The following is a 23,688-nucleotide window of genomic DNA, read 5'->3' on the forward strand; positions in this document are numbered from 1 at the left end:
TTTTGATTTTCATTGAGTATAAGATAAAAGCAAATGGCTACCAAGTGATGTAGCTCTTTTGATTTATACAAGTAAATTACCATGCAAAAGCTGTTGTTGGAGCATTGAGCGCTTCTAACCATTGTTTATTTTTCGCAGGGCAAAGAGTTACGGATATACCTGCCATATCCAGACTGGTCATAAATTTTCCTGATTTTATAAAGGTTATAGTGACTCCTTCAATTTCTAAGAGTTGAAGGAGATCGTTGATAAATATGCCCATTTCTAGGTTGCTAGTAGTGCCTAGATTATTTACAAGCAATATAAATTGATCACCCTTCTTCCAATGATAGTGCAATCTTAATTTACTTATAATTTCATTTGCAAGGATTTCCGATGATTGGAATGGGACGATACGATAGCCTTCTTCGCCATGTATCCCAATACCATAAGAAATATTTCCTTCTTCCAAGTTAAATAGTGGACGGGTGGCTTGGGGGAGACTAGCAGATTTCGTTGCAAAGCCAATTGTTGCGATTTCGGGAGCAAGTTCATGACCTAAATCAGTTAGTTGCTCGATGTCGGCACCATTTTGAGCTGCATATCCTAGAACTTTATGAAGTAAAATAGTCCCTGCAAGCCCTCTTCCTCTAATTTGAAATCTATTGTGAGGTTCAATAGAAATATCGTCGTGTGCTAGACTATAGCCGACCTTAATTCCTTCTTGTCTAGCAGTATTAATGGCCCAGCTAAATTCTTTGATGTCTGCTTCGAAATTTTTTATAATGATGAAGACACCGTGACCATTGTTTAAAAAACGAATGGACTCTAAGATTTCAGTTCTTGTAGGAGGAGTAAATAATTGGCCATAGATAGCAGCAGTAAGCATTCCTTCTCCCACATATCCAATATGCGCAGGTTCGTGACCGGAACCTCCACCCGACAATATTGGAACCTGATGAGGATTGCGATTTTTTTGATAGACTAGTGGTAAAGTAGGGTGTTTTTCTAATTCAGGATGACTGCTGACAGTTGCCGAAATGTAACTTGAAATAATTTTCTGTTTATGATTTGAAATAAATGTCATTGTGGTCTCTTTCCAATAATTGTCATGATTAGAAAGTCTGGTTGTGGAACTGGACTTTTTTTATTGACGTAAGCCTTCACGATTTCTGCTAGAGCATGTGAATGATAGTCTAACAAAAAACAAGTATAAGCAGATGAATCGATATCAATCTGACCGTATTCTCTTAAAATTTTTGATACAAGCAAGCGACAGTAGCTGATAAAGTGGTCATAGAAGTTATTTTGCCCTTGAATATCAAAAAGTTGAATATAAAAGTCACGCTCTTGTTCGAAATAAAAAAATAATTCTTGTAATAGTTTTTGACCTGAAATGAAGTCCAAGTTATTGGTAATATACTCGGTTAAGTCAGTTTCAAATATCCAGTCTAGCAGTTCATATTTGTCAAGAAAGTGATTGTAAAAGGTCTGTCTACGAATGCCAGCTGATTCCATGATATCTACAATAGAGATTTTATCAAATTCTCTAGTAGCTAATAGGTCTCTAAATGCCTTGGCAATCCGTTTTTTTGTAATAAGTGATGATGCCATAGGAAGCCTTTCTGTTACTTACTTCATTTTACCAAAAAAATGTTTTAAACGGGTTTAAAAGGGGACAAATAATAGAATCTGTCCCTTATCAGCCAGCGATAAAAAATATATAATGAAAGCGAAAACAAAGGTACATGCCGAAAGGAGTTTCTCATGAAAAAAATTATAAATGAACCGACACAAGTTGTTGATGAAATGTTGCAGGGATTGTCATTCATGCATGATGACTTGGTTCAACGCTTAGATGGTTTTGATGTCATCGTTAGAAAGGCAGAAAAGACAGGAAAAGTTGGACTCATTTCAGGTGGAGGTTCAGGACATGAACCAAGTCATGCTGGATTTGTAGGAGATGGAATGTTGTCTGCTGCCATTTGTGGAGCAGTCTTTACTTCACCTACTCCGGACCAAATTTTAGGAGCCATTAAGGCGGCTGATGAAGGTGCTGGAGTTTTCATGGTCATCAAGAACTATTCTGGTGACATTATGAACTTTGAAATTGCACAAGAACTTGCTGAAATGGAAGGTATTGATGTAGCAAGTGTAGTGGTTGATGATGATATCGCTGTTGAAAATAGTCTCTATACCCAAGGTCGTCGAGGTGTCGCAGGTACTATATTAGTCCATAAAATTTTGGGTGCTGTAGCTCGTTCTGGTAAATCATTATCTGAAATGAAGGACTTGGCCAATAAACTTGTCTTAGAAATTAAAACAATTGGGCTGGCCCTGTCTGGAGCAACCGTTCCTGAAGTTGGGAAACCAGGATTTGTTTTAGAAGATGATGAATTTGAATATGGTGTTGGTATTCATGGTGAGCCAGGATATAAGAAAGAGAAAATGCAACCCTCAGCACAATTGGCCTCAGAATTGGTTGAAAAATTATCTGAAGGTTTCCAACTTAAGACTGGTGAACGCTATGGCCTTCTCATTAATGGTTTAGGAAGCACTCCTCTTATGGAACAATACGTATTTGCAAATGATGTGGCTAAATTACTCCATGAAAAAGGTGTTGAGTTGGCATTTAAGAAAATTGGAAACTATATGACATCAATCGATATGGCTGGCTTGTCATTAACATTGATTCGATTGGCAGATGATGAGTGGTTGGATGCTCTAAATGCACCTGTTACTACCCCAGCTTGGTAAAACTCAAGGAGGAAATGTCGCATGAATGCTGAACAAGCTCTTGAATGGATGAAGCTTTTTAATGAAAAGATTCAAGAACAGAAAGATTACCTTAGTGAGCTAGACACCCCTATAGGAGATGGAGACCACGGTGGAAATATGGCGCGTGGAATGGCTGCAGTTATGGAAAACTTAGAAGGAAAGCAATTTGAAACAAGCAGTGATGTGTTTAAACTTGTCTCAATGCAATTACTGAGCAAGGTAGGCGGTGCTTCTGGTCCCTTGTATGGCTCTGCTTTTATGGGCATGGCCAAGGCTGATTCAAATTCGAAAATAGAGGAAATCTTACAAAGCGGTTTGGATATGATTGTCAAACGTGGGAAAGCAGAAGTTGGAGAAAAGACAATGGTTGATGTTTGGATTCCTGTTATTGCCGCTTTGTCTGCTGGTCAATTGACTCAAGAGGTTATTGATAAGGTAGTGAATGCTACCAAAGATTTACTTGCAACTAAAGGAAGAGCATCTTATGTAGGAGAACGTTCTCTTGGACATATTGATCCTGGATCATTCTCATCAGGATTACTCTTTACTGCTCTTTTAGAAACTGGGGTGGTTTAATGGGAAGTATTGGTCTTGTTATCGTTTCACATTCCAAACACATTGCACAAGGTGTCGTTGAACTGATTAGTGAAGTAGCTAAAGATGTTCCGATTACTTATGTAGGAGGAACCGAAGATGGAGGAATTGGAACAAGTTTTGATCAAGTAGATAGGGTTGTTTCCGAAAATCCAGCAGATACTTTATTAGCTTTTTTTGACCTAGGTTCTGCTAAAATGAACTTAGAAATGGTAGCTGATTTCAGTGATAAAAGTATCCTCATCAACAGGGTTCCAATTGTAGAAGGTGCCTATACTGCAGCTGCTCTTCTTCAGGCTGGTGCAGAACTGTCAGTTATTCAAACACAGTTGTCGGAGCTTGAAATTAATAAATAAGGAATTTTACTATAACTCTTTTTATAGGCGGGCTATTGATTATCTCAACTATCAAATTTTAAGTAAATAATTTAAAAATCAGAAAAGGATTGCTTTATGCAGTTCCTTTTTGTTTAAAAGGAGTAGAATCATAGAGTTTCTAAATTGTTCATCATTCAAAACTGATTGTGATGGGACTATTCTAGTTTTAGAATCCTTTAAAAATTAAAATTTAAGGCAATCAATGGCTTAGAATAGTGCGAAAACATTTAGTTTATAGGAATTCTAGGTTTAGAATTGCATGGATATTTATGAAGATAGGATGTTCGATAGTTAGGATTGTTCTATTCTGAAAGATTTGAGCTGTCAATTGTATAGGATAGTAGTTTGCCAATGAATTTTGAAAATTATAGGGGATAAAAAGAATCTTGACATTATTAGTTTCTTGCATTATAATGAGATTACATACCGTTAGTATGTTGGAAAGGAGTTATAATGGCAAGGAATAGAAACTCACATGAAACTAGAAAAAAAATATTAAAAGTTTCGAAAGATTTATTTTTAGAAAAAGGATTTGATAACACCTCAATACAAGATATAATCGATGGGTTAGGTGGATTGACGAAAGGTGTTATTTATCATCATTTCGAGTCTAAAGATGAAATATTGCAATCAATCATTAGCGAAAATAATCAAGAAATTTTAAATTACAATTGGAGAGGAGATACTGCATTAGAAAAAATACAAAATTCTTTGATGGATGCGTTCTCTAATTTAGAACAACAAAGATTAGTATACTCTGTCTCAATTATGCTAAGAAGTCCACGTTTGTTAGGAGAACAGTATTTAAGTTTATTTTCTGATTTTTTACCAGGGATTAGAGAAAAAGTTTTCGAAGGTGTTAAAGATAAATCAATTAAAACAGAATATCCTGAAGAGCTAGCTGATTTGATTGTTTTAACTTTGAATATTTGGATTGGGTTCCAAATTTCTATTTATTCAGTAGAAGAATTAAAGAGTAAAATGAAGTTCATTAAACTAACTTTTGAAGGTTTGGGAGTGCAGTTGATTACTGATGAAATGATGGAAGTAATTTTCCAATTATTTGATCACTTAAAAGGTGTCAAATAAATTTTAAGTATTGATATTTTAAAAAATACCATACTCTAGATATGGTATTAAAAATTCCATTATACATACCTTTAGTATGTTTATTTTTTGGAATTCAACATACCATAAGTATGTAAGGTGCTTTTTGAATAGTGTAATTAATATTAACAAAATTTTTTGGAGGAAAAATCTATGTTGTCGCTTATTAAAATTGAATTAAATAAAGTTTCAAAATCAAAATTATTTTTTGCTTGGTTGGGTACTATATTGATAATATTAGGTATTACAGGAATCATAATCATGGGGTTAGGTACTGATAATAAACTGGGAGATTTTGTTGGACAGAGTGCCAATAATATTAAAATTACTGATAAATGGGGAAGTTGGGCAATTGCAACATCATTGTTTGCATCTTTATTTACTAAAGCAGCATTTTTGATTTTTGAATCTTATTTATTGTCTACGATTATTATTGATGAATTTAAACGAAGAACAATTTTTCAGCTGTTTTCCTACCCTGTTTCTAAAATAAAGTTACTATGGGGAAAAATGCTTACAGTAATTCTGATATCATTTATTGCTCATTTTACTGCACATTTAGTTATTCAATTATTAATTAAATTAGTAGCAGTTTTAACCGAATCGAATTATATCCCAATAGCTAATCAAATGATTAACTTAGCTGGAATTACGGTTGGAACAGTATTAATCGGAATACTACCTTTTGTTTTAGGTATGATTAGGCATTCAATAGCTATAACAATGCTTTCAGGACTTGGTTTAGCAGCGTTACTTTCGAATGTAAGTTCAGGTAGTTTAACTAATAATTTTGTTGATAACTTATTCTTCTTAATGTTTGCTAGTTTCATAAGTTTAATGATTGTTTCATTTTCAATTTATACTATTTCAAGAAAAGATATTAATATCAAGTAGTATAGCTAAATTTAATGGAAGGAAAGTGATAATTCTTTGATGATTACTTTAAAAGAAGAGCTGTATAAATTGGTAGTTATGCTCCTTAAGAAAAAATTTTGCATTTAAAGCTGGCTATAGAAAGAGAGATAGAAATGGGAAATATTGTTGAAGTAAAAGAAGTTTTTAAAACAATTGATAAAGAAGAAATTTTAAGTGGTATCAACCTTCAAATTGCTGAAGGAGAAATCTATGGTTTTTTAGGACCGAATGGTGCCGGAAAAACAACGTTAATGAAATGTATGTTATCCTTATCAACAATTACATCAGGTAGTATTGAAATTTTTGGGAAAAATCTACAAGAACACAGAGAAGAAATCCTAAGTCAGATTGGAAGTATTATTGAATCACCAATTTTTTATGATAATTGCACTGCAAAAGAAATTTTGGAAATTCACGCTCAGTATATGGGGAAAAATATTATTGAATCAGATATAATAAGAGCCTTAAGAATGGTCGGATTAAAAAATACGACTAAAAAAGTAAAAGATTTTTCGTTAGGAATGAGGCAAAGGCTTGGTTTAGCTCGGGCTTTCCTAACAAAACCTAAATTGTTAATTTTAGATGAACCAATCAATGGTTTAGATCCAATAGGAATTCAAGAAATTCGAAATCTTTTGTTGTCGCTTTCAAAGGAGCATGGAATTACAATCCTAATATCGAGTCATATATTATCGGAAATTTCACAGATAGCAGATAAGATTGGTTTTATCAAAAATGGAGAAATTGTAGAACAGGTCTCTATGAAAGAGATTAGGAGAGAGAATATTGACTTAGAAGAATATTTTATGTCACATTTTCTAAATGAAATTTAAGAATTACGAGGTAGATTAGGAATGAAACAATTGACAAAGTACCATAAGAAGTCTTTTTATACTTTCATGATTTTTAATATATTAGTTCCTTTAACTAATATTGCTTTTGCTTATTCTATTAAAATTATAATTGATAGTGGAATGTCCCAAAATAGGGAAGCTCTAACCCAAGCTATACTAATAGGTGCTATCGTAATATTTATCTATGCCAGTCTTAATTTTATATCCCTTCGATTAAGAAATAAACTTGTTAGGCAGATTATGTCAAGATACAAAAATAAGGTGTTTGAATCTATTTTAGATAGGGATTATAGAGAATTTTCTAAGGAAAAATCAGGGAAATTTATTTCAATATTAACTGAGAACATGAAGAAAATTGAGCAGGATTATTTGCACCAATATTTTAATATTTCAAAAAATATTTCCTTAATGATTTTCTCACTAGTAGCCATGTTTATAGGTAATTGGTTTTTGACCTTATTAGTTATCATTGCTAGCATTATTCCTATGATGATTTCAGGATTTATTGGACAAAAATCAGCCTCTCTACAAAATAGTTCTATGATAGCCGATCAGAAATATTTAGCTAAGGTTAAAGATATTTTAGCAGGGTTTCTAGTTATAAAGAGTTTTAATGTGAAAGAGGCTATTGGTCAAGATTACAAAAACGAAAGCGAAAAATTGGATGAGATATATTTCATCAAAGGGAAATTTGATGTTTTATCTAATGTTATTTCTCAACTTTCAGGGATGATTGTTTTTTTAGTAGCCTTTGGTGGAGGAATGTATCTGGTCTTCGGTGGGCATACCACAATTGGGAGTGTTACAGCTATTGTTCAACTAGTCAATTTTGTAGTAATGCCACTAAATGAAATTGGTATGGGAATGAGTAAATTCCGCGAAGGTCAGGCTACACTGAATTCATTTGAGGTAAAAGATGTAATCGAACTTCAAACTGGTAAAACGAAAGAATATTTTGAAGATGTCATTTCTTTTTCAAACGTAGATTTTTCCTACCCTAATGCTGAGGAAAAGATTTTTAATAATTTATCTTTGCAGATCAAAAAGGGGGAAAAAATTGCAATAGTAGGTATGTCAGGCAGTGGAAAATCAACTTTACTCAATCTATTACTGCGTTTCTATGATGTAACAAGTGGGTATATCTCAATTGATAATCAAGATTTGCAAGCTATTTCAGCAGAGAGCCTTTATAACTTAATGACTATTGTTCAGCAAGATGTTTATATCTTTGATGATACTTTAAAAGCAAATATTACCCTTAGTCAATCCTTTACTGAAGATGATATAAAAAAAGCTGTACAGCAGTCTGGCTTAGAAAGTTATATTTTAGAAAATGAATTAGGTCTACAAACTTTATGTGGCGAGAATGGATCAAATCTATCTGGGGGAGAAAGACAGAGACTTAGTATTGCGCGTGCTTTAATTCGAAAAACACCAATCTTATTATTAGATGAGGCTACCTCGTCTTTAGATAATAAAGTTACTACTGAAATTGAAAATTCAATTTTAGAAATTCAAGATTTGACGGTTCTTGTTGTTACGCATAAGTTAAATAAGAGCATGTTGAAAAAATACAATAGAATTCTTTTTATGAAAAATGGAGTTATTGTTGAAGATGGTTCTTTTGATAACTTGATGGATAGGAAAGGTGAATTTTATAAATTGGTTGAGTTGAGTGTGTAATGCTACCAGAATAAAAAGAGGATGAAAATCTTTAATCTTAAGTTGTTTTTCAATAATATTATGGTTGTATAAACAAAGGGAATTTGAGAATTAAAAAGTGACTAAAAAAGAAGGCTAAATAATATTAATCTGTAAAATACAACTCATCGAATATGATTAAATGGTAAATATCAATTAAATTGAAAATTTTATAGTGTTATAATATAATTAAACCATAAGAGCAAGAAGGTTGTGCTTAAAAAATAATCTTAGTATAGCTTATCTCTGACAAATATTTAGATTTTAGAGCTGTTTAATTTTAAGCAGTCATTATTTTTAATCATTAGGGGCTTCAAAGGAGAATATTTAAAATGAAACATTTTTTTGCAGGAATTGGTGAGATAAGATTTAGTAGTTATCTATTGTCTCTATGTGTAGGACTAGCCCCTCTTTTTCATATCTATGTAATAGGCTCTGAAATGAATTTTGTGAAAATAGTGTTATCTATTTTGGGAATTATATTTGTTTGTATTTTAACTATTGCTCGAATTTATAGAAGATTTTTCTATAATTCACTAGAATAGTATGGGTTAGTTAATCAATTGGAACTATTATTTTTGTTATACTTTACCACTTTTAAGTTTTTACATTAAACAACCGAATGAAGTGAAAGTTGTTTATCCTAGAAAGGAAAACTCTCAAATTGCCCTACAAAGTTTTACTCTTCGACCTTGACCATACCTTGCTTGATTTTGATGCTGCTGAGGATGTGGCTTTGACGCAACTCCTAAAAGAAGAAGGAGTTGCAGATATTCAGGCCTACAAAGACTTTTACGTTCCTATGAACAAATCTCTCTGGAAGGACTTGGAGCAAAAGAAAATTAGTAAACAAGAGCTGGTTAACACGCGCTTTTCTCGTTTATTTGCTCACTTTGGACTGGAAAAAGATGGTAGTTTTCTAGCCCAGCGTTACCAATTTTACCTTGCCCAGCAGGGGCAAACTTTTTCAGGCGCTCATGAACTCTTAGACAGCCTCATCGAGCGTGATTATGAGCTATATGCTGCGACAAATGGTATTACTGCCATTCAGACAGGTCGTTTGGCTCAATCACGTTTGGCTCCTTACTTCAACCAAGTCTTTATCTCTGAACAGCTACAAACACAAAAGCCTGATGCTCTCTTTTATGAAAATATTGGCCAACAGATTGCAGGTTTTAGCAAAGAAAAGACGCTGATGATTGGAGATTCCCTAACCGCCGACATTCAAGGTGGCAATAATGCGGGGATTGACACTATCTGGTATAATCCTCATGACCTCGAAAATCCCACACAAGCCCAGCCAACCTACGAAGTCCATTCTTACAAAGACTTGCTGGATTGTTTAGATAAACTGTAAAAAGTGGTTTAGATAGCCACTTTTTGCTATAATAGAGGCAGTAAAAATGAAGGAGTTGGCTATGGAACACTCGTCTTGGCATGCTTTGATTAAGGCGCAATTACCTGAGGGTTATTTTGGGAAAATCAATCAGTTTATGGAGCAGGTCTATGCTCAGGGGACTATTTATCCACCCAAGGAAAAGGTTTTTCAAGCTCTCTTGACAACACCGCTTGAAGAAGTTAAGGTGGTGATTCTAGGGCAAGATCCCTATCACGGACCAGGTCAAGCGCAGGGCTTGAGTTTTTCTGTACCTGACTCTATCCCAGCTCCGCCATCCTTGCAAAATATCTTGAAAGAATTGTCAGATGATATCGGGGTTAAGAAATCTCATGATTTGACAGCATGGGCTGAGCAAGGAGTCTTGCTTCTTAATGCTTGTTTGACGGTTCCTGCTGGACAGGCCAATGGTCATGCTGGGCAGATATGGGAGCCCTTTACGGATGCTGTAATTCAGGTGGTCAATCATCTAGATAGACCAGTCGTTTTTGTACTCTGGGGAGCTTATGCACGTAAGAAGAAGACCTTGGTTACCAATCCTCATCACTTGATTATCGAATCAGCCCATCCCAGTCCTTTGTCAGTTTATAGAGGATTTTGGGGTTCCAAGCCTTTTTCCAAGGCCAATGCATTCTTAAAAGAGACAGGACAAGAGCCAATTGATTGGCTTAGATAAGGAGAAAATATGCCTCAGTTAGCGACGATTTGTTACATTGATAACGGGAAAGAACTTCTTATGCTCCACCGTAATAAGAAGCCAAATGATGTCCATGCGGGCAAATGGATTGGTGTGGGTGGTAAGCTAGAGCGAGGTGAGACCCCTCAGGAATGCGCTGAGCGTGAAATCCTTGAAGAAACAGGGCTCAAAGCCCAGCCAGTTCTAAAAGGCGTTATCACTTTTCCAGAATTTACACCAGATTTAGACTGGTACACCTATGTTTTTAAGGTGACAGAGTTTGAGGGTGACTTGATTGACTGCAATGAGGGAACCTTAGAATGGGTTCCCTATGATGAAGTTCTGAGCAAGCCAACTTGGGAGGGTGACCACACCTTTGTTGAGTGGCTTTTAGAGGATAAGCCCTTCTTTTCAGCCAAGTTTGTTTATGATGGGGATAAATTGTTGGATACCCAAGTTGATTTCTATGAATAAAGGAGAAAGCAGATGCTACTAATCAAAAATGGTCGTGTAATGGATCCCAAGTCTGGTTTGGATCAAGTGTGTGATGTCTTAGTTCAAGATGGGAAAATTATCAAAATTGCGCCTGAAATCAAGGAAGAAGGAGCAGAGATAATTGATGCTACTGGTCTTGTAGTTGCTCCTGGCTTGGTCGATATTCATGTTCATTTCCGTGAACCTGGTCAGACCCACAAGGAGGATATCCATACTGGTGCCCTAGCAGCCGCTGCAGGTGGTTTTACAACGGTTGTCATGATGGCTAATACTAGTCCAACCATTTCAGACGTGGAGACTTTGCAAGAAGTTCTCCAGTCAGCTTCCAAAGAGAAGATTAATGTTAAGACGGTTGCGACCATTACTAAAAACTTTAATGGCCAAGATTTGACAGACTTTAAGGCGCTTTTAGAAGCTGGAGCGGTTGGTTTCTCAGACGACGGCATCCCACTTGAAAGTAGTAAAGTTGTCAAGGAAGCCATGGAGGAAGCTAAAAAGCTTAATACCTTTATTAGTCTTCATGAGGAAGATCCAGGATTGAACGGTGTTCTTGGGTTTAATGAAAACATTGCTAAAGAACATTTCCATATCTGTGGTGCGACTGGGGTAGCTGAGTATGCTATGATGGCGCGTGATGTCATGATTGCCTATGCAACCAAAGCCCATGTTCATATTCAGCATTTGTCTAAGGAAGAAAGTGTTAAAGTAGTGGAGTTTGCTCAAGGATTGGGAGCGCAAGTCACAGCAGAAGTAGCGCCACAGCATTTCTCTAAGACAGAAGCACTCCTTTTGACACAAGGAAGCAATGCTAAGATGAATCCTCCGCTTCGTTTGGAATCAGACCGTCGTGCTGTTATCGAGGGTCTTAAATCAGGCGTCATCACAGTTATTGCGACAGACCACGCGCCTCACCATGCGGATGAAAAAAATGTTGAGGATATTACCAAAGCGCCATCTGGTATGACAGGCTTGGAAACATCCCTATCTCTTGGCTTGACCTATTTGGTAGAAGCTGGTGAGTTAAGCTTGATGGAATTACTTGAAAAAATGACATACAACCCATCCAAGCTTTACAACTTTGAAGCAGGTTACTTGGCTGAGAATGGTCCGGCGGACATCACTATTTTTGATGCTAAGGCTGACCGCCTTGTGGACTCCCATTTTGCTTCGAAAGCAGCTAATTCACCATTCATCGGTGAAACCTTAAAAGGGCAGGTTAAATATACCATCTGTAAGGGACAAATTGTCTATCAAAACTAGGTGGGAGTCTGCTCTGTAAACAAAAAGAATAGAGAGCTTATATGTACCAGACCCATCATTTTAAAGACAAGTTTATCTTATTTTTAAAGATATTTTTCCCTATCCTGATTTATCAATTTGCCAATTATTCTGCATCCTTTGTTGATACGACTATGACTGGCCAATACAATACCATGGACTTGGCTGGTGTATCTATGGCCACCAGTATCTGGAATCCTTTCTTTACATTTCTAACAGGGATTGTGTCAGCCTTGGTGCCCATCATTGGTCACCATCTTGGGCGAGGCAAAAAGGAAGAGGTTGCGTCTGATTTTTATCAGTTCATCTATCTGGCCTTGGGTCTATCTGTGCTCTTGCTGGGGATGGTACTTTTCTTGGCACCACCAATCTTGAATCATATTGGCTTAGAAGCACCGGTGGCGGCAGTAGCGATTCGCTATCTTTGGCTTTTATCTATCGGAATTATCCCCCTGTTGCTTTTTAGTGTCATTCGCTCCTTGCTGGATTCACTAGGGTTGACCAAACTGTCCATGTACCTCATGCTTTTGTTACTTCCTCTCAATAGTGGATTTAACTATCTCTTGATTTACGGGGCCTTTGGTGTTCCAGAACTGGGAGGTGCTGGTGCTGGTTTAGGAACATCCTTGGCCTACTGGCTCTTGCTGGGGATTTCTGTTCTGGTTTTATTTAAACAGGAGAAGCTAAAAGCCCTACATCTTGAGAAACGCATTTCGCTTAATATGGATAAAATCAAGGAAGGAGTTCGCTTAGGTCTGCCTATTGGGGGAACTGTCTTTGCGGAAGTGGCCATCTTTTCTGTGGTTGGCTTGATTATGGCTAAGTTTTCGTCCTTGATTATCGCTAGTCATCAGTCAGCTATGAACTTTTCAACTCTTATGTACGCCTTTCCTATGAGTATCTCATCGGCTATGGCTATTGTCGTTTCCTATGAAGTGGGAGCCAAGCGATTTGATGATGCTAAAACCTATATTGGTTTAGGAAGAGGGACCGCCCTCATTTTTGCGGCCTTCACCTTATCTTTCCTTTACATTTTTAGAGGAAATGTGGCCAGTCTTTATGGTAACGACCCAGAATTTATCGATTTGACAGCGCGTTTTTTGACTTACAGCCTCTTCTTCCAGTTAGCAGATACCTTTGCGGCACCGCTTCAGGGAATTTTACGGGGGTATAAGGATACAGTTATTCCTTTTTACCTTGGTTTGGTTGGTTATTGGGGCGTAGCAATCCCAGTGGCTATGGTATTTGATTCCCTAACAGATTTTGGCGCTTATTCATATTGGATTGGTTTGATTATTAGTCTAATCGTGAGTGGGGCGCTCTACCGTTGGCGTTTGACTGTGATTATGAAGAGATTTGAATCTTTAGTAAAATCTAAACGCTAAAAAGTTTGTGAAAAAATATTCTTGATAAGGAAATCCCTTATTCCTATGGGGTTTTCTTTTTTATTTTGTGAAATTTCTTTTAGAAAAACTTTGACAGTGCTTTCTAAAAACGGTAAAATAGTAAGGTAAGAAGAAAGTTAGAAAGGCAAGAAGATGTCGACTTTAGATAAAAATCTTTTGCTAGAAATGTTCCGTAAGATGGAAGAAATCCGTCGTATGGACTTAAAAATTGCGCAATTAGTAAAGAAAGGAAAAGTGCCAGGAATGACGCACTTTTCTGTTGGAGAAGAGGCAGCTAACGTGGGTGCTATGTTGGCTCTCAATCCAGATGATCTAATTACCTCAAACCACCGTGGTCACGGACAAGCTATTGCCAAAGGAATTGACCTCAACGGAATGATGGCTGAAATTCTTGGAAAATACACTGGAACCTGTAAAGGTAAAGGTGGATCTATGCATATTGCCGACCTTGATGCTGGTAACCTTGGTGCCAATGGTATCGTAGGTGGTGGTATGGGAATCGCTGTCGGTGCAGCTCTTAGTCAGCAAATGCAAAATACCGGAAAAATCGTTGTCTGCTTCTTTGGAGATGGTGCGACCAATGAAGGTGTTTTCCACGAAGCAGTAAACATGGCTTCTATCTGGAACCTGCCAGTCATTTTCTATTGCATTAATAACGGTTATGGAATCTCTGCGGATATCAAGAAAATGACCAATGTGGAGCATATCCATCAACGTAGCGCTGCTTATGGAATTCCTGGAATGTTTATCGAAGATGGAAACAATGTCATCGATGTCTATGAAGGATTTAAGAAAGCTGTAGATCATGTTCGTGGTGGCAATGGTCCAGTCTTGATTGAAAGTGTAACTTATCGCTGGCTTGGTCACTCATCATCTGACCCTGGTAAATATCGTACACGTGAAGAAGTGGAATTGTGGAAACAAAAAGACCCGATCGAAAACCTCCGCAATTACTTTATTGAAAATAACATTGCAAGTGCCGAAGAATTGGAAGAAATCCAAGCGCAAGTAAAGGAAGCCGTAGAAGCTTCTGTTAAATTTGCGGAAGAAAGTCCATTCCCACCACTTGAATCAGCATTTGAAGATATTTACGCAGACTAAGGAGAAAGAGATAAAATGGAAACAAAAACAATGTCCTTCCGTGACACCATTATCCTTGCTATGTCTGAGGAAATGCGTCGCGATGAAAATATATTCTTGATGGGAGAAGACGTCGGTGTCTTTGGAGGAGACTTCGGTACTTCTGTTGGAATGCTTGAAGAATTTGGTCCAGAACGTGTTCGTGATTGTCCAATTTCTGAAGCTGCCATTTCAGGTGCAGCAGCCGGAGCAGCCATGACAGGCCTTCGACCAATCGTCGATATGACCTTCATGGATTTCTCGGTTATTGCCATGGACAATATCGTCAACCAAGCTGCGAAAACACGTTACATGTTTGGTGGTAAAGGTCAGGTTCCAATGACCGTTCGATGCGCTGCTGGTAACGGAGTTGGTTCTGCAGCCCAGCACTCGCAATCACTAGAGTCTTGGTTTACTCACATTCCTGGACTTAAGGTTGTAGCACCTGGAACACCTGCGGACATGAAAGGACTGCTTAAGTCTTCTATCCGTGATAATAACCCTGTTATTATTCTTGAGTACAAGTCAGAATTTAACCAAAAAGGGGAAGTGCCAGTTGATCCAGACTACACGATCCCACTTGGAGTTGGGGAAATCAAACGCCAAGGTACGGATGTAACAGTTGTTACTTATGGAAAAATGCTCCGTCGTGTGGTTCAAGCAGCTGAAGAATTAGCAGAAGAAGGCATTTCTGTTGAAATTGTTGACCCACGTACCCTTGTTCCGCTTGATAAGGATATTATCATTAACTCAGTTAAGAAGACTGGTAAGGTTGTTCTGGTCAACGATGCCCACAAAACAAGTGGCTATATCGGAGAGATTTCAGCTATTATTTCAGAGTCAGAAGCATTTGACTATCTAGATGCACCAATCCGCCGTTGCGCAGGAGAAGATGTGCCGATGCCTTATGCACAAAACCTAGAAAATGCAATGATTCCAACAGTTGAAAGCATCAAAGATGCCATCCGTAAAACTTATAACAAAGAATAAATTTACATAATATAAGTTATGTAAAATAATGCTTGCTTTTAACTTTAGTAACTTGAGATATGTAATGTACCCAAGTTATTTCTAAAGTTGCGACAGGAGAGAGTCGAATCGATGTTATTCGACGAACGACTTAGTAAGTCTACAAGGTTGACCGCCTGATAGCGGCAACCGTAGTAACTTGAGACACGTTTCGTATCCAAGTGATTTGAAGAGTTGCGACATGAGAGAGTCGAATCGATAATATTCGACGAATGAATTAGTAAGTCTACTAGGTTGACCGCCTAATAGCGGCAACCGTAGCAACTTGAGATACGTGTTGTATCCAAGTTGCTTGTAGAGTTGAATTCGGACGGAGGTCTGCGAAAAAAAGATAGATTTCCTTGTGTTCATCGAACACATCGTCAATCTCCTATTTTTTCATTGCCCTCTTAGTCCTTAATATCTTATATTCGAACACGGGCTAAAAGCTCGGAAAAAAGATAAATCTCCTTGACTTCATCGAAGTTAGCGTTGATTTCCTATTTTTCGGTCGCTTTTAAACGCCCTTAGTATCTTATAATAGAATTGGAGAGGTCATGGCTGATGACAAGCTAAGAGCGACTCCTGCGGCTAGAAAGTTAGCGGATGATTTAGGGATCAACCTCTACGACGTTTCTGGCTCAGGTGCAAACGGTCGTGTCCACAAAGAAGACGTGGAAACTTATAAAGACACAAACGTGGTTCGCATTTCGCCACTTGCAAAACGAATTGCCCTCGAACATAATATTGCTTGGCAGGAAATCCAAGGAACTGGTCATCGTGGTAAAATCATGAAGAAGGATGTTTTGGCCTTGCTTCCTGAAAATATCGAAAACGATACCATCAAGTCTCCTGCTCAGATTGAAAAAGTGGAAGAAGTTCCTGATAACGTAACACCATACGGTGAAATTGAACGTATTCCAATGACACCAATGCGTAAGGTTATTGCCCAACGTATGGTTGAATCTTACCTAACTGCGCCAACCTTCACCCTCAACTATGAAGTTGATATGACTGAAATGTTGGCTCTTCGTAAGAAGGTTCTTGAGCCAATCATGGAAGCAACTGGGAAGAAGACTACTGTAACAGACCTTCTTTCACTTGCTGTTGTTAAGACTCTTATGAAACACCCTTACATCAACGCTTCATTGACAGAAGATGGCAAGACCATTATCACTCATAACTATGTCAACCTTGCGATGGCAGTTGGGATGGATAATGGATTGATGACACCTGTTGTTTACAATGCTGAGAAGATGAGTCTTTCAGAACTGGTTGTAGCCTTTAAGGATGTTATTGGCCGTACCTTGGATGGTAAATTGGCTCCAAGCGAACTGCAAAATTCAACATTTACTATCAGTAACTTGGGAATGTTTGGCGTTCAGTCCTTTGGTCCGATCATCAACCAACCAAACTCAGCTATCCTTGGTGTGAGTTCGACAATTGAGAAGCCAGTTGTCGTCAATGGTGAAATTGTGATTCGCCCAATCATGAGTCTTGGTTTAACAATTGACCACCGTGTCGTAGATGGTATGGCTGGTGCTAAGTTTATGAAAGACTTGAAAGAATTGATTGAAAATCCAATCTCAATGTTGATTTAAGAGCAAGAGTATTCATTTTTAAGATATAGATAAAGGAAGGAAGACATGGCCTTAGAAGTAATTATGCCAAAAGCCGGCGTGGATATGACAGAAGGACAAATCGTTCAATGGAATAAAAAAGTCGGAGAATTTGTAAAAGAAGGAGAAATCCTTTTGGAAATCATGACTGACAAAGTCAGCATGGAATTGGAAGCCGAAGAAGATGGTTATTTGATTGCTATCCTCAAAGGAGATGGCGAAACTGTCCCTGTAACGGAAGTTATCGGTTACCTTGGAGAAGAAGGGGAAAACATCCCAACAGCTGGAGCCGCAGCGCCAGAAGCTAGCTCAGCACCTGCAGCAAGTGCCTCAAACGATGATGCTTTTGATATCGTTGTGATTGGTGGAGGTCCTGCTGGTTATGTTGCAGCCATCAAAGCTGCCCAACTCGGCGGTAAGGTTGCCCTTGTTGAGAAATCTGAACTTGGTGGAACCTGCTTGAACCGTGGCTGTATCCCAACTAAGACCTATCTTCACAACGCTGAAATTATCGAAAACATCGGTCATGCCGCAAACCGTGGTATCGTAATCGAAAATCCAAACTTCACTGTTGATATGGAAAAACTTTTAGAAACTAAATCTAAAGTTGTTAATACTCTTGTTGGTGGTGTTGCAGGACTTCTTCGTAGCTACGGAGTTACTGTTCATAAGGGTATCGGTACTATTACTAAAGACAAGAATGTCTTGGTAAATGGTTCTGAATTGCTTGAAACCAAGAAAATCATCCTTGCTGGTGGTTCAAAAGTCAGCAAAATCAACGTTCCTGGTATGGAATCTTCACTTGTGATGACTAGTGACGACATTCTTGAAATGAACGAAGTTCCAGAAAGCCTTGTTATCATTGGTGGTGGGGTTGTCGGTATCGAACTTGGTCAGGCCTTCATGACATTTGGTTCAAAAGTAACTGTTATCGAAATGATGGACCGTATAGTTCCAGCTATGGATGCGGAAGTTTCTAAGAACCTTCGCTTGATCCTTGAACGTAAAGGAATGACCATCTTGACTGGTACTAAACTGCAAGAAATCATCGAGGAAAATGGTCAACTTCGTATCAAGGTTGAAGGAAAAGACGATATCATCGCAAGCAAAGCTCTTCTTTCAATCGGTCGTGTGCCAGACCTTGAAGGTATTGGTGATGTTGAATTTGAATTGGACCGTGGACGCATCAAGGTCAACGAATACATGGAAACTTCTGTTCCAGGTATCTACGCACCAGGTGACATTAACGGTACTAAGATGTTGGCTCACGCAGCCTTCCGCATGGGTGAAGTTGCCGCTGAAAATGCCCTTAAAGGAAATCATGCTGTTGCCAAGTTGAACTTGACTCCAGCAGCCATCTACACTCTTCCTGAAGTAGCAGCAGTAGGGTTGACAGAAGAACAAGCCCGTGAGAAATATGATGTAGCCATCGGTAAATTCAACTTTGCTGCTAACGGTCGTGCCATTGCATCGGATGCTGCTCAAGGTTTCGTAAAAGTCATTGCAGATAAGAAATACGGAGAAATCCTTGGTGTCCATATCATCGGTCCTGCAGCTGCAGAATTAATCAACGAAGCGTCAAGTATTATCGAAATGGAAATTACTGTTGAAGAAATGCTGAAGACTATCCACGGACACCCAACCTACTCTGAAGTCATGTACGAAGCATTTGCGGATGTTTTAGGAATGGCCATCCATTCACCTAAGAAAAAATAAAAGAAAGATAGCCTAGACTGGAAAATATCTTTCCAGTCTCTATCGTATAAAGGGATATCATGAAATATATTATCAATCATTCAAACGACACTGCCTTTAATATTGCCTTGGAAGAATATGCCTTTAAACACCTTTTGGATGAGGATCAAATCTTCCTACTTTGGATTAACAAGCCATCTATCATTGTTGGTCGTCACCAGAATACCATCGAAGAAATCAACCGTGATTATGTTCGAGAAAATGGTATTGAGGTGGTCCGCCGTATCAGTGGTGGTGGAGCTGTTTACCACGATTTAAATAACCTCAACTACACGATCATTTCAAAAGAAGATGAAAACAAGGCTTTTGACTTTAAGAGCTTCTCAACTCCAGTTATTAATACACTAGCTCAACTTGGTGTTAAAGCTGAATTTACAGGCCGTAATGACTTAGAGATTGATGGCAAGAAATTCTGTGGCAATGCCCAAGCCTATATCAATGGTCGTATCATGCACCACGGTTGCTTGCTCTTTGACGTTGATTTATCAGTCCTCGCAAATGCTCTTAAGGTTTCAAAAGATAAATTTGAATCAAAAGGGGTGAAATCTGTCCGTGCCCGTGTCACCAATATTGTCAATGAACTACCAGAAAAAATCACAGTCGAAGAATTCCGTGATTTGCTATTGGAATACATGAAAAAAGAGTATCCAGAGATGACAGAATACGTTTTTTCTGAGGAAGAATTGGCTGAAATCAATCGCATCAAGGATACTAAGTTTGGTACTTGGGACTGGAACTACGGTAAATCACCTGAATTTAACGTCCGTCGTGGAACAAAATTCACTAGTGGTAAGGTTGAAGTTTTTGCTAATGTCGTCGAATCAAAAATCCAAGACATCAAGATTTATGGTGACTTCTTTGGTATTGAAGACGTTGCTGCAGTAGAAGATGTCCTTCGTGGGGTGAAATACGAACGCGAAGATGTCCTTAAGGCGCTAGAAACCATTGATATCACACGCTACTTCGCTGGTATTAGCCGTGAAGAAATCGCTGAAGCTGTAGTAGAGTAAAGAAAAGCTATTTGTTAGTCATTGTGGGTTGCAGAAAAGATATTATCTGGATAGGACAAGTCTTAAAACCTGCTGAACGAGAATCAAAAAGAACTCACTTCCAATGCTTAATAAAAAAACTCGGAAGTTTGTTCTGAGTCAACTAAATACGACTATTTGCAATTGAATATAGAGATGAGAAGGTCAGTAGTAGATTATCTGTAAGGTGACACAGACATGAGTTGTTTTTGATTTCTTCTTGCTATAAATATCCCAAAAGACTATTATTTCTATAGTTGAACGATACCTCAAAAGTTAGACATAGAAAATCTAATTTTTGGGGTATTTTATAATTTTTAATTCAGGCTCTTTTTAGTATCAAAAAATGTTGAAGAAAAATGTAGACGTAGCCTTTCAACTTAATCCTATTTATTGCTTACTATCCAATAAAATTGAAAAGGATGGAAAAAAGGATAAATTTATGATATACTTTATTTTAAAGACCTTATTAGAAATCTTGAAAGAGTATTGAAAACTTAGAATGAGAAAAATTGTTATCAATGGTGGATTACCACTACAAGGTGAAATCACTATTAGTGGTGCTAAAAATAGCGTTGTGGCCTTAATTCCAGCTATCATATTGGCTGATGATGTGGTGACTTTGGATTGTGTTCCAGATATTTCGGATGTAGCCAGTCTTGTCGAAATTATGGAATTGATGGGAGCTACTGTTAAGCGTTATGACGATGTCTTGGAGATTGATCCAAGAGGTGTTCAAAATATTCCAATGCCTTATGGTAAAATTAACAGTCTTCGTGCATCTTACTATTTTTATGGGAGCCTCTTAGGCCGTTTTGGTGAAGCGACAGTTGGTTTACCGGGAGGATGTGATCTTGGTCCTCGTCCGATTGACCTACACCTTAAGGCTTTTGAAGCTATGGGTGCCACTGTTAGCTACGAGGGAGATAACATGAAGTTATCTGCTAAAGATACAGGACTTCATGGTGCAAGTATTTACATGGACACGGTTAGTGTAGGGGCAACGATCAATACGATGATTGCTGCGGTTAAAGCGAATGGTCGTACCATTATTGAAAATGCAGCCCGTGAACCTGAAATTATTGATGTAGCTACCCTCTTGAATAATATGGGAGCCCATATCCGCGGTGCAGGAACTAATATCATCATTATTGATGGTGTTGAAAGATTGCATGGAACCCGTCATCAGGTGATTCCAGACCGTATCGAAGCTGGAACATATATTTCTTTAGCTGCTGCAGTTGGCAAGGGGATTCGTATAAATAATGTTCTTTACGAACACCTAGAAGGATTTATTGCTAAGCTGGAAGAAATGGGAGTGAGAATGACTGTATCTGAAGACAGCATTTTTGTCGAAGAGCAGTCTAATTTGAAAGCAATCAATATTAAGACAGCTCCTTACCCAGGCTTTGCAACTGATTTGCAACAACCGATTACCCCTCTTTTATTAAGAACGAATGGTCGTGGTACAATTGTCGATACGATTTACGAAAAACGTGTAAATCATGTTTTTGAACTAGCAAAGATGGATGCGGACATTTCGACAACAAATGGTCATATTTTGTACACAGGTGGACGTGATTTGCGTGGGGCCAGTGTTAAAGCGACTGACCTACGAGCTGGGGCTGCACTAGTCATTGCTGGGCTTATGGCTGAAGGTAAAACTGAAATTACCAATATCGAGTTTATCTTACGTGGTTATTCTGATATTATTGAAAAATTACGTAATCTAGGAGCGGATATTACACTTGTTGAGGATTAAACCGTAGAGGTGTTTATGAATATTTGGACCAAATTAGCAATGTTTTCTTTTTTTGAAACGGATCGCTTGTATTTGCGTCCTTTCTTTTTTAGTGATAGTCAAGACTTCCATGAGATAGCCTCAAATCCTGAAAATTTACAATTTATTTTCCCAACTCAGGCAAGTCTAGAAGAAAGTCAATATGCACTGGCCAATTACTTTATGAAGTCCCCTTTGGGAGTGTGGGCTATTTGTGACCAGAAAAATCAACAAATGATTGGTTCTATTAAATTTGAGAAGTTAGATGAAATCAAAAAAGAAGCTGAGCTTGGCTATTTTTTGAGAAAAGATGCTTGGTCGCAAGGATTTATGACAGAGGTTGTTAGAAAAATTTGTCAGCTTTCTTTTGAGGAATTTGGCTTAAAACAATTATCTATCATTACCCACCTTGAAAATGAAGCTAGCCAAAGAGTTGCTCTTAAGTCTGGATTTAGTTTGTTCCGTCAGTTTAAGGGAAGTGATCGCTACACAAGAAAAATGCGGGATTATCTTGAATTTCGGTATATAAAAGGAGAATTCAATGAGTAAGCATCAGGAAATTCTAAGCTATTTGGAGGAATTACCAGTAGGTAAAAGGGTCAGTGTTCGTAGTATTTCCAACCATCTGGGAGTCAGTGATGGAACGGCCTATCGCGCTATCAAGGAAGCTGAAAACCGTGGAATTGTGGAGACCCGTCCTAGAAGTGGAACAATCCGCGTCAAATCCCAGAAAGTTGCGATTGAAAGATTAACTTTTGCTGAAATTGCAGAAGTGACTTCTTCTGAGGTTCTGGCTGGGCAAGAAGGTTTAGAGAGAGAATTTAGTAAGTTTTCAATTGGTGCAATGACTGAACAAAATATCTTGTCCTACCTTCACGATGGGGGACTCTTGATTGTCGGAGATCGTACCCGTATCCAACTGTTAGCACTTGAAAATGAAAATGCAGTTCTGGTTACAGGTGGATTTCAGGTTCATGATGATGTGATTAAACTGGCCAATCAAAAAGGTATTCCAGTTCTGAGAAGTAAGCATGACACTTTCACTGTCGCGACCATGATCAATAAAGCCTTGTCAAATGTTCAAATCAAAACAGATATTCTGACAGTTGAGAAACTTTATCGTCCGAGTCATGAATATGGTTTTCTGAGAGAAACCGACACAGTCAAAGATTATTTGGACTTAGTTCGTAAGAATCGTAGCAGCCGTTTCCCAGTTATCAATCAACATCAGGTTGTTGTTGGGGTTGTTACCATGAGAGACGCTGGTGATAAGTCACCAAGTACCACAATTGACAAGGTCATGTCTCGTAGTCTATTTTTGGTTGGATTATCGACAAATATTGCCAATGTGAGTCAACGGATGATTGCTGAAGACTTTGAAATGGTACCGGTTGTTCGAAATAATCAAACCTTGCTTGGGGTTGTAACCAGACGAGATGTCATGGAGAAGATGAGTCGTTCCCAAGTTTCTGCTCTACCTACTTTTTCTGAGCAGATTGGTCAAAAACTTTCTTATCATCATGATGAAGTAGTGATTACAGTGGAACCCTTTATGCTAGAGAAAAATGGAGTTTTAGCCAATGGTGTATTGGCAGAAATTCTGACTCACATGACCCAAGATTTAGTTGTGAATAGTGGTCGCAATCTCATCATCGAGCAAATGCTGATCTACTTTTTGCAGGCTGTTCAGATAGATGATATACTGCGCATTCAAGCACGCATTATCCACCATACTAGACGATCAGCTATTATTGATTACGATATTTATCATGGTCATCAGATTGTTTCAAAAGCAAATGTGACCGTTAAAATTAATTAGAAAC

Annotated in this window: 24 protein-coding genes; 21 read left to right on the plus strand and 3 right to left on the minus strand. The window is 38.0% G+C overall.

Features of this window, described 5'->3' with window-relative positions:
- Nucleotides 1–76: 76 nt before the first annotated feature.
- Nucleotides 77–1,066 (minus strand): DhaKLM operon coactivator DhaQ, encoded by a 990-nt coding sequence (gene dhaQ, locus HMPREF1048_RS04890; protein WP_000142823.1) that lies wholly within the window; start codon nucleotides 1,064–1,066, stop codon nucleotides 77–79.
- Nucleotides 1,063–1,593, minus strand: a complete 531-nt coding sequence (gene dhaS, locus HMPREF1048_RS04895; RefSeq protein ID WP_000168609.1) for a dihydroxyacetone kinase transcriptional activator DhaS — start codon at nucleotides 1,591–1,593, stop codon at nucleotides 1,063–1,065. The genes dhaQ and dhaS overlap by 4 nt, the downstream gene beginning before the upstream one ends.
- Nucleotides 1,594–1,746: 153 nt before the next feature.
- On the opposite strand from dhaS, the gene dhaK reads away from it, so the two are divergent.
- From dhaK to HMPREF1048_RS04965, 15 genes are all read left to right on the plus strand, one after another.
- Entirely contained in the window at nucleotides 1,747–2,736 is a 990-nt protein-coding gene (dhaK, locus tag HMPREF1048_RS04900; RefSeq protein ID WP_000720688.1) for a dihydroxyacetone kinase subunit DhaK, read from the plus strand.
- A gap of 21 nt (nucleotides 2,737–2,757) precedes the next feature.
- Nucleotides 2,758–3,333: a dihydroxyacetone kinase subunit DhaL gene (gene dhaL / locus HMPREF1048_RS04905; RefSeq protein WP_000990806.1), complete on the plus strand. Its 576-nt coding sequence runs from the start codon at nucleotides 2,758–2,760 to the stop codon at nucleotides 3,331–3,333.
- Entirely contained in the window at nucleotides 3,333–3,707 is a 375-nt protein-coding gene (dhaM, locus tag HMPREF1048_RS04910; protein ID WP_000534740.1) for a dihydroxyacetone kinase phosphoryl donor subunit DhaM, read from the plus strand. Before dhaL ends, dhaM begins: the two co-directional genes overlap by 1 nt.
- A 474-nt stretch (nucleotides 3,708–4,181) precedes the next feature.
- Nucleotides 4,182–4,817 carry a TetR/AcrR family transcriptional regulator gene (locus HMPREF1048_RS04915; RefSeq protein WP_000113542.1) on the plus strand — a complete coding sequence of 212 codons (636 nt, stop codon included), beginning with the start codon at nucleotides 4,182–4,184 and terminating at the stop codon, nucleotides 4,815–4,817.
- 171 nt (nucleotides 4,818–4,988) lie between these two features.
- Nucleotides 4,989–5,729 carry an ABC transporter permease gene (locus tag HMPREF1048_RS04920; RefSeq protein WP_000949749.1) on the plus strand — a complete coding sequence of 247 codons (741 nt, stop codon included), beginning with the start codon at nucleotides 4,989–4,991 and terminating at the stop codon, nucleotides 5,727–5,729.
- Between the two features lie 134 nt (nucleotides 5,730–5,863).
- Nucleotides 5,864–6,583: an ABC transporter ATP-binding protein gene (locus HMPREF1048_RS04925; protein WP_000526933.1), complete on the plus strand. Its 720-nt coding sequence runs from the start codon at nucleotides 5,864–5,866 to the stop codon at nucleotides 6,581–6,583.
- A gap of 21 nt (nucleotides 6,584–6,604) precedes the next feature.
- Complete coding sequence (locus HMPREF1048_RS04930) at nucleotides 6,605–8,287, plus strand: ABC transporter ATP-binding protein (RefSeq protein ID WP_004248492.1); 1,683 nt, start codon at nucleotides 6,605–6,607, stop codon at nucleotides 8,285–8,287.
- A gap of 350 nt (nucleotides 8,288–8,637) precedes the next feature.
- On the plus strand, nucleotides 8,638–8,850 hold the full coding sequence (locus HMPREF1048_RS13410; protein ID WP_000680089.1) for a hypothetical protein: 213 nt from the start codon (nucleotides 8,638–8,640) through the stop codon (nucleotides 8,848–8,850).
- A 119-nt stretch (nucleotides 8,851–8,969) separates the two neighbouring features.
- Complete coding sequence (gene pynA / locus HMPREF1048_RS04935; protein WP_001146456.1) at nucleotides 8,970–9,662, plus strand: pyrimidine 5'-nucleotidase PynA; 693 nt, start codon at nucleotides 8,970–8,972, stop codon at nucleotides 9,660–9,662.
- A gap of 61 nt (nucleotides 9,663–9,723) precedes the next feature.
- A complete protein-coding gene (locus tag HMPREF1048_RS04940; protein WP_025171911.1) occupies nucleotides 9,724–10,377 on the plus strand; it encodes a uracil-DNA glycosylase in 654 nt (217 codons plus the stop codon).
- A gap of 9 nt (nucleotides 10,378–10,386) precedes the next feature.
- Entirely contained in the window at nucleotides 10,387–10,851 is a 465-nt protein-coding gene (locus tag HMPREF1048_RS04945) for an NUDIX hydrolase (RefSeq protein ID WP_001135759.1), read from the plus strand.
- A gap of 12 nt (nucleotides 10,852–10,863) precedes the next feature.
- Nucleotides 10,864–12,132: a dihydroorotase gene (locus HMPREF1048_RS04950; protein WP_000924476.1), complete on the plus strand. Its 1,269-nt coding sequence runs from the start codon at nucleotides 10,864–10,866 to the stop codon at nucleotides 12,130–12,132.
- A 41-nt stretch (nucleotides 12,133–12,173) separates the two neighbouring features.
- Entirely contained in the window at nucleotides 12,174–13,535 is a 1,362-nt protein-coding gene (gene pdrM / locus HMPREF1048_RS04955) for a sodium-coupled multidrug efflux MATE transporter PdrM (protein ID WP_000284944.1), read from the plus strand.
- Between the two features lie 153 nt (nucleotides 13,536–13,688).
- The gene (locus HMPREF1048_RS04960; protein WP_000105369.1) at nucleotides 13,689–14,657 is read left to right on the plus strand and encodes a thiamine pyrophosphate-dependent dehydrogenase E1 component subunit alpha; all 969 of its coding nucleotides are present in this window, start codon (nucleotides 13,689–13,691) and stop codon (nucleotides 14,655–14,657) included.
- Nucleotides 14,658–14,672: 15 nt separating this feature from the next.
- The gene (locus HMPREF1048_RS04965; RefSeq protein WP_000448702.1) at nucleotides 14,673–15,665 is read left to right on the plus strand and encodes an alpha-ketoacid dehydrogenase subunit beta; all 993 of its coding nucleotides are present in this window, start codon (nucleotides 14,673–14,675) and stop codon (nucleotides 15,663–15,665) included.
- Nucleotides 15,666–15,933: 268 nt separating this feature from the next.
- Here HMPREF1048_RS04965 and HMPREF1048_RS13565 read toward each other — a convergent pair whose 3' ends face one another.
- Nucleotides 15,934–16,062, minus strand: a complete 129-nt coding sequence (locus HMPREF1048_RS13565; protein ID WP_260468888.1) for a hypothetical protein — start codon at nucleotides 16,060–16,062, stop codon at nucleotides 15,934–15,936.
- A 178-nt stretch (nucleotides 16,063–16,240) separates the two neighbouring features.
- On the opposite strand from HMPREF1048_RS13565, the gene HMPREF1048_RS04970 reads away from it, so the two are divergent.
- The 6 genes from HMPREF1048_RS04970 to spxR all read left to right on the plus strand — a co-directional run bounded on the left by HMPREF1048_RS04970 (nucleotide 16,241) and on the right by spxR (nucleotide 23,684).
- Nucleotides 16,241–17,284, plus strand: a complete 1,044-nt coding sequence (locus tag HMPREF1048_RS04970; protein WP_000752716.1) for a dihydrolipoamide acetyltransferase — start codon at nucleotides 16,241–16,243, stop codon at nucleotides 17,282–17,284.
- Between the two features lie 45 nt (nucleotides 17,285–17,329).
- Entirely contained in the window at nucleotides 17,330–19,018 is a 1,689-nt protein-coding gene (gene lpdA / locus HMPREF1048_RS04975; RefSeq protein WP_001162879.1) for a dihydrolipoyl dehydrogenase, read from the plus strand.
- Nucleotides 19,019–19,077: 59 nt separating this feature from the next.
- The gene (locus tag HMPREF1048_RS04980; protein ID WP_000873998.1) at nucleotides 19,078–20,067 is read left to right on the plus strand and encodes a lipoate--protein ligase; all 990 of its coding nucleotides are present in this window, start codon (nucleotides 19,078–19,080) and stop codon (nucleotides 20,065–20,067) included.
- Nucleotides 20,068–20,587: 520 nt separating this feature from the next.
- The gene (locus HMPREF1048_RS04985; protein WP_001227092.1) at nucleotides 20,588–21,847 is read left to right on the plus strand and encodes a UDP-N-acetylglucosamine 1-carboxyvinyltransferase; all 1,260 of its coding nucleotides are present in this window, start codon (nucleotides 20,588–20,590) and stop codon (nucleotides 21,845–21,847) included.
- Nucleotides 21,848–21,862: 15 nt separating this feature from the next.
- Nucleotides 21,863–22,414 (plus strand): GNAT family N-acetyltransferase, encoded by a 552-nt coding sequence (locus HMPREF1048_RS04990; protein WP_001028726.1) that lies wholly within the window; start codon nucleotides 21,863–21,865, stop codon nucleotides 22,412–22,414.
- The gene (gene spxR / locus HMPREF1048_RS04995) at nucleotides 22,407–23,684 is read left to right on the plus strand and encodes a CBS-HotDog domain-containing transcription factor SpxR (RefSeq protein WP_000033822.1); all 1,278 of its coding nucleotides are present in this window, start codon (nucleotides 22,407–22,409) and stop codon (nucleotides 23,682–23,684) included. Before HMPREF1048_RS04990 ends, spxR begins: the two co-directional genes overlap by 8 nt.
- The last annotated feature ends 4 nt before the right edge of the window (nucleotides 23,685–23,688 follow it).

Source organism: Streptococcus mitis SK575 (assembly GCF_000257865.1).
Lineage (GTDB): Bacteria > Bacillota > Bacilli > Lactobacillales > Streptococcaceae > Streptococcus > Streptococcus mitis_CQ.

Bases quoted from the DNA above. Each gene is read 5' to 3' on its own strand.
- dhaQ (WP_000142823.1), bottom strand. From the start codon at position 1,066: ATGACATTTATTTCAAATCATAAACAGAAAATTATTTCAAGTTACATT.
- dhaS (WP_000168609.1), bottom strand. From the start codon at position 1,593: ATGGCATCATCACTTATTACAAAAAAACGGATTGCCAAGGCATTTAGA.
- dhaK (WP_000720688.1), top strand. From the start codon at position 1,747: ATGAAAAAAATTATAAATGAACCGACACAAGTTGTTGATGAAATGTTG.
- dhaL (WP_000990806.1), top strand. From the start codon at position 2,758: ATGAATGCTGAACAAGCTCTTGAATGGATGAAGCTTTTTAATGAAAAG.
- dhaM (WP_000534740.1), top strand. From the start codon at position 3,333: ATGGGAAGTATTGGTCTTGTTATCGTTTCACATTCCAAACACATTGCA.
- HMPREF1048_RS04915 (WP_000113542.1), top strand. From the start codon at position 4,182: ATGGCAAGGAATAGAAACTCACATGAAACTAGAAAAAAAATATTAAAA.
- HMPREF1048_RS04920 (WP_000949749.1), top strand. From the start codon at position 4,989: ATGTTGTCGCTTATTAAAATTGAATTAAATAAAGTTTCAAAATCAAAA.
- HMPREF1048_RS04925 (WP_000526933.1), top strand. From the start codon at position 5,864: ATGGGAAATATTGTTGAAGTAAAAGAAGTTTTTAAAACAATTGATAAA.
- HMPREF1048_RS04930 (WP_004248492.1), top strand. From the start codon at position 6,605: ATGAAACAATTGACAAAGTACCATAAGAAGTCTTTTTATACTTTCATG.
- HMPREF1048_RS13410 (WP_000680089.1), top strand. From the start codon at position 8,638: ATGAAACATTTTTTTGCAGGAATTGGTGAGATAAGATTTAGTAGTTAT.
- HMPREF1048_RS04940 (WP_025171911.1), top strand. From the start codon at position 9,724: ATGGAACACTCGTCTTGGCATGCTTTGATTAAGGCGCAATTACCTGAG.
- HMPREF1048_RS04945 (WP_001135759.1), top strand. From the start codon at position 10,387: ATGCCTCAGTTAGCGACGATTTGTTACATTGATAACGGGAAAGAACTT.
- HMPREF1048_RS04950 (WP_000924476.1), top strand. From the start codon at position 10,864: ATGCTACTAATCAAAAATGGTCGTGTAATGGATCCCAAGTCTGGTTTG.
- pdrM (WP_000284944.1), top strand. From the start codon at position 12,174: ATGTACCAGACCCATCATTTTAAAGACAAGTTTATCTTATTTTTAAAG.
- HMPREF1048_RS04960 (WP_000105369.1), top strand. From the start codon at position 13,689: ATGTCGACTTTAGATAAAAATCTTTTGCTAGAAATGTTCCGTAAGATG.
- HMPREF1048_RS04965 (WP_000448702.1), top strand. From the start codon at position 14,673: ATGGAAACAAAAACAATGTCCTTCCGTGACACCATTATCCTTGCTATG.
- HMPREF1048_RS04970 (WP_000752716.1), top strand. From the start codon at position 16,241: ATGGCTGATGACAAGCTAAGAGCGACTCCTGCGGCTAGAAAGTTAGCG.
- lpdA (WP_001162879.1), top strand. From the start codon at position 17,330: ATGGCCTTAGAAGTAATTATGCCAAAAGCCGGCGTGGATATGACAGAA.
- HMPREF1048_RS04980 (WP_000873998.1), top strand. From the start codon at position 19,078: ATGAAATATATTATCAATCATTCAAACGACACTGCCTTTAATATTGCC.
- HMPREF1048_RS04985 (WP_001227092.1), top strand. From the start codon at position 20,588: ATGAGAAAAATTGTTATCAATGGTGGATTACCACTACAAGGTGAAATC.
- HMPREF1048_RS04990 (WP_001028726.1), top strand. From the start codon at position 21,863: ATGAATATTTGGACCAAATTAGCAATGTTTTCTTTTTTTGAAACGGAT.
- spxR (WP_000033822.1), top strand. From the start codon at position 22,407: ATGAGTAAGCATCAGGAAATTCTAAGCTATTTGGAGGAATTACCAGTA.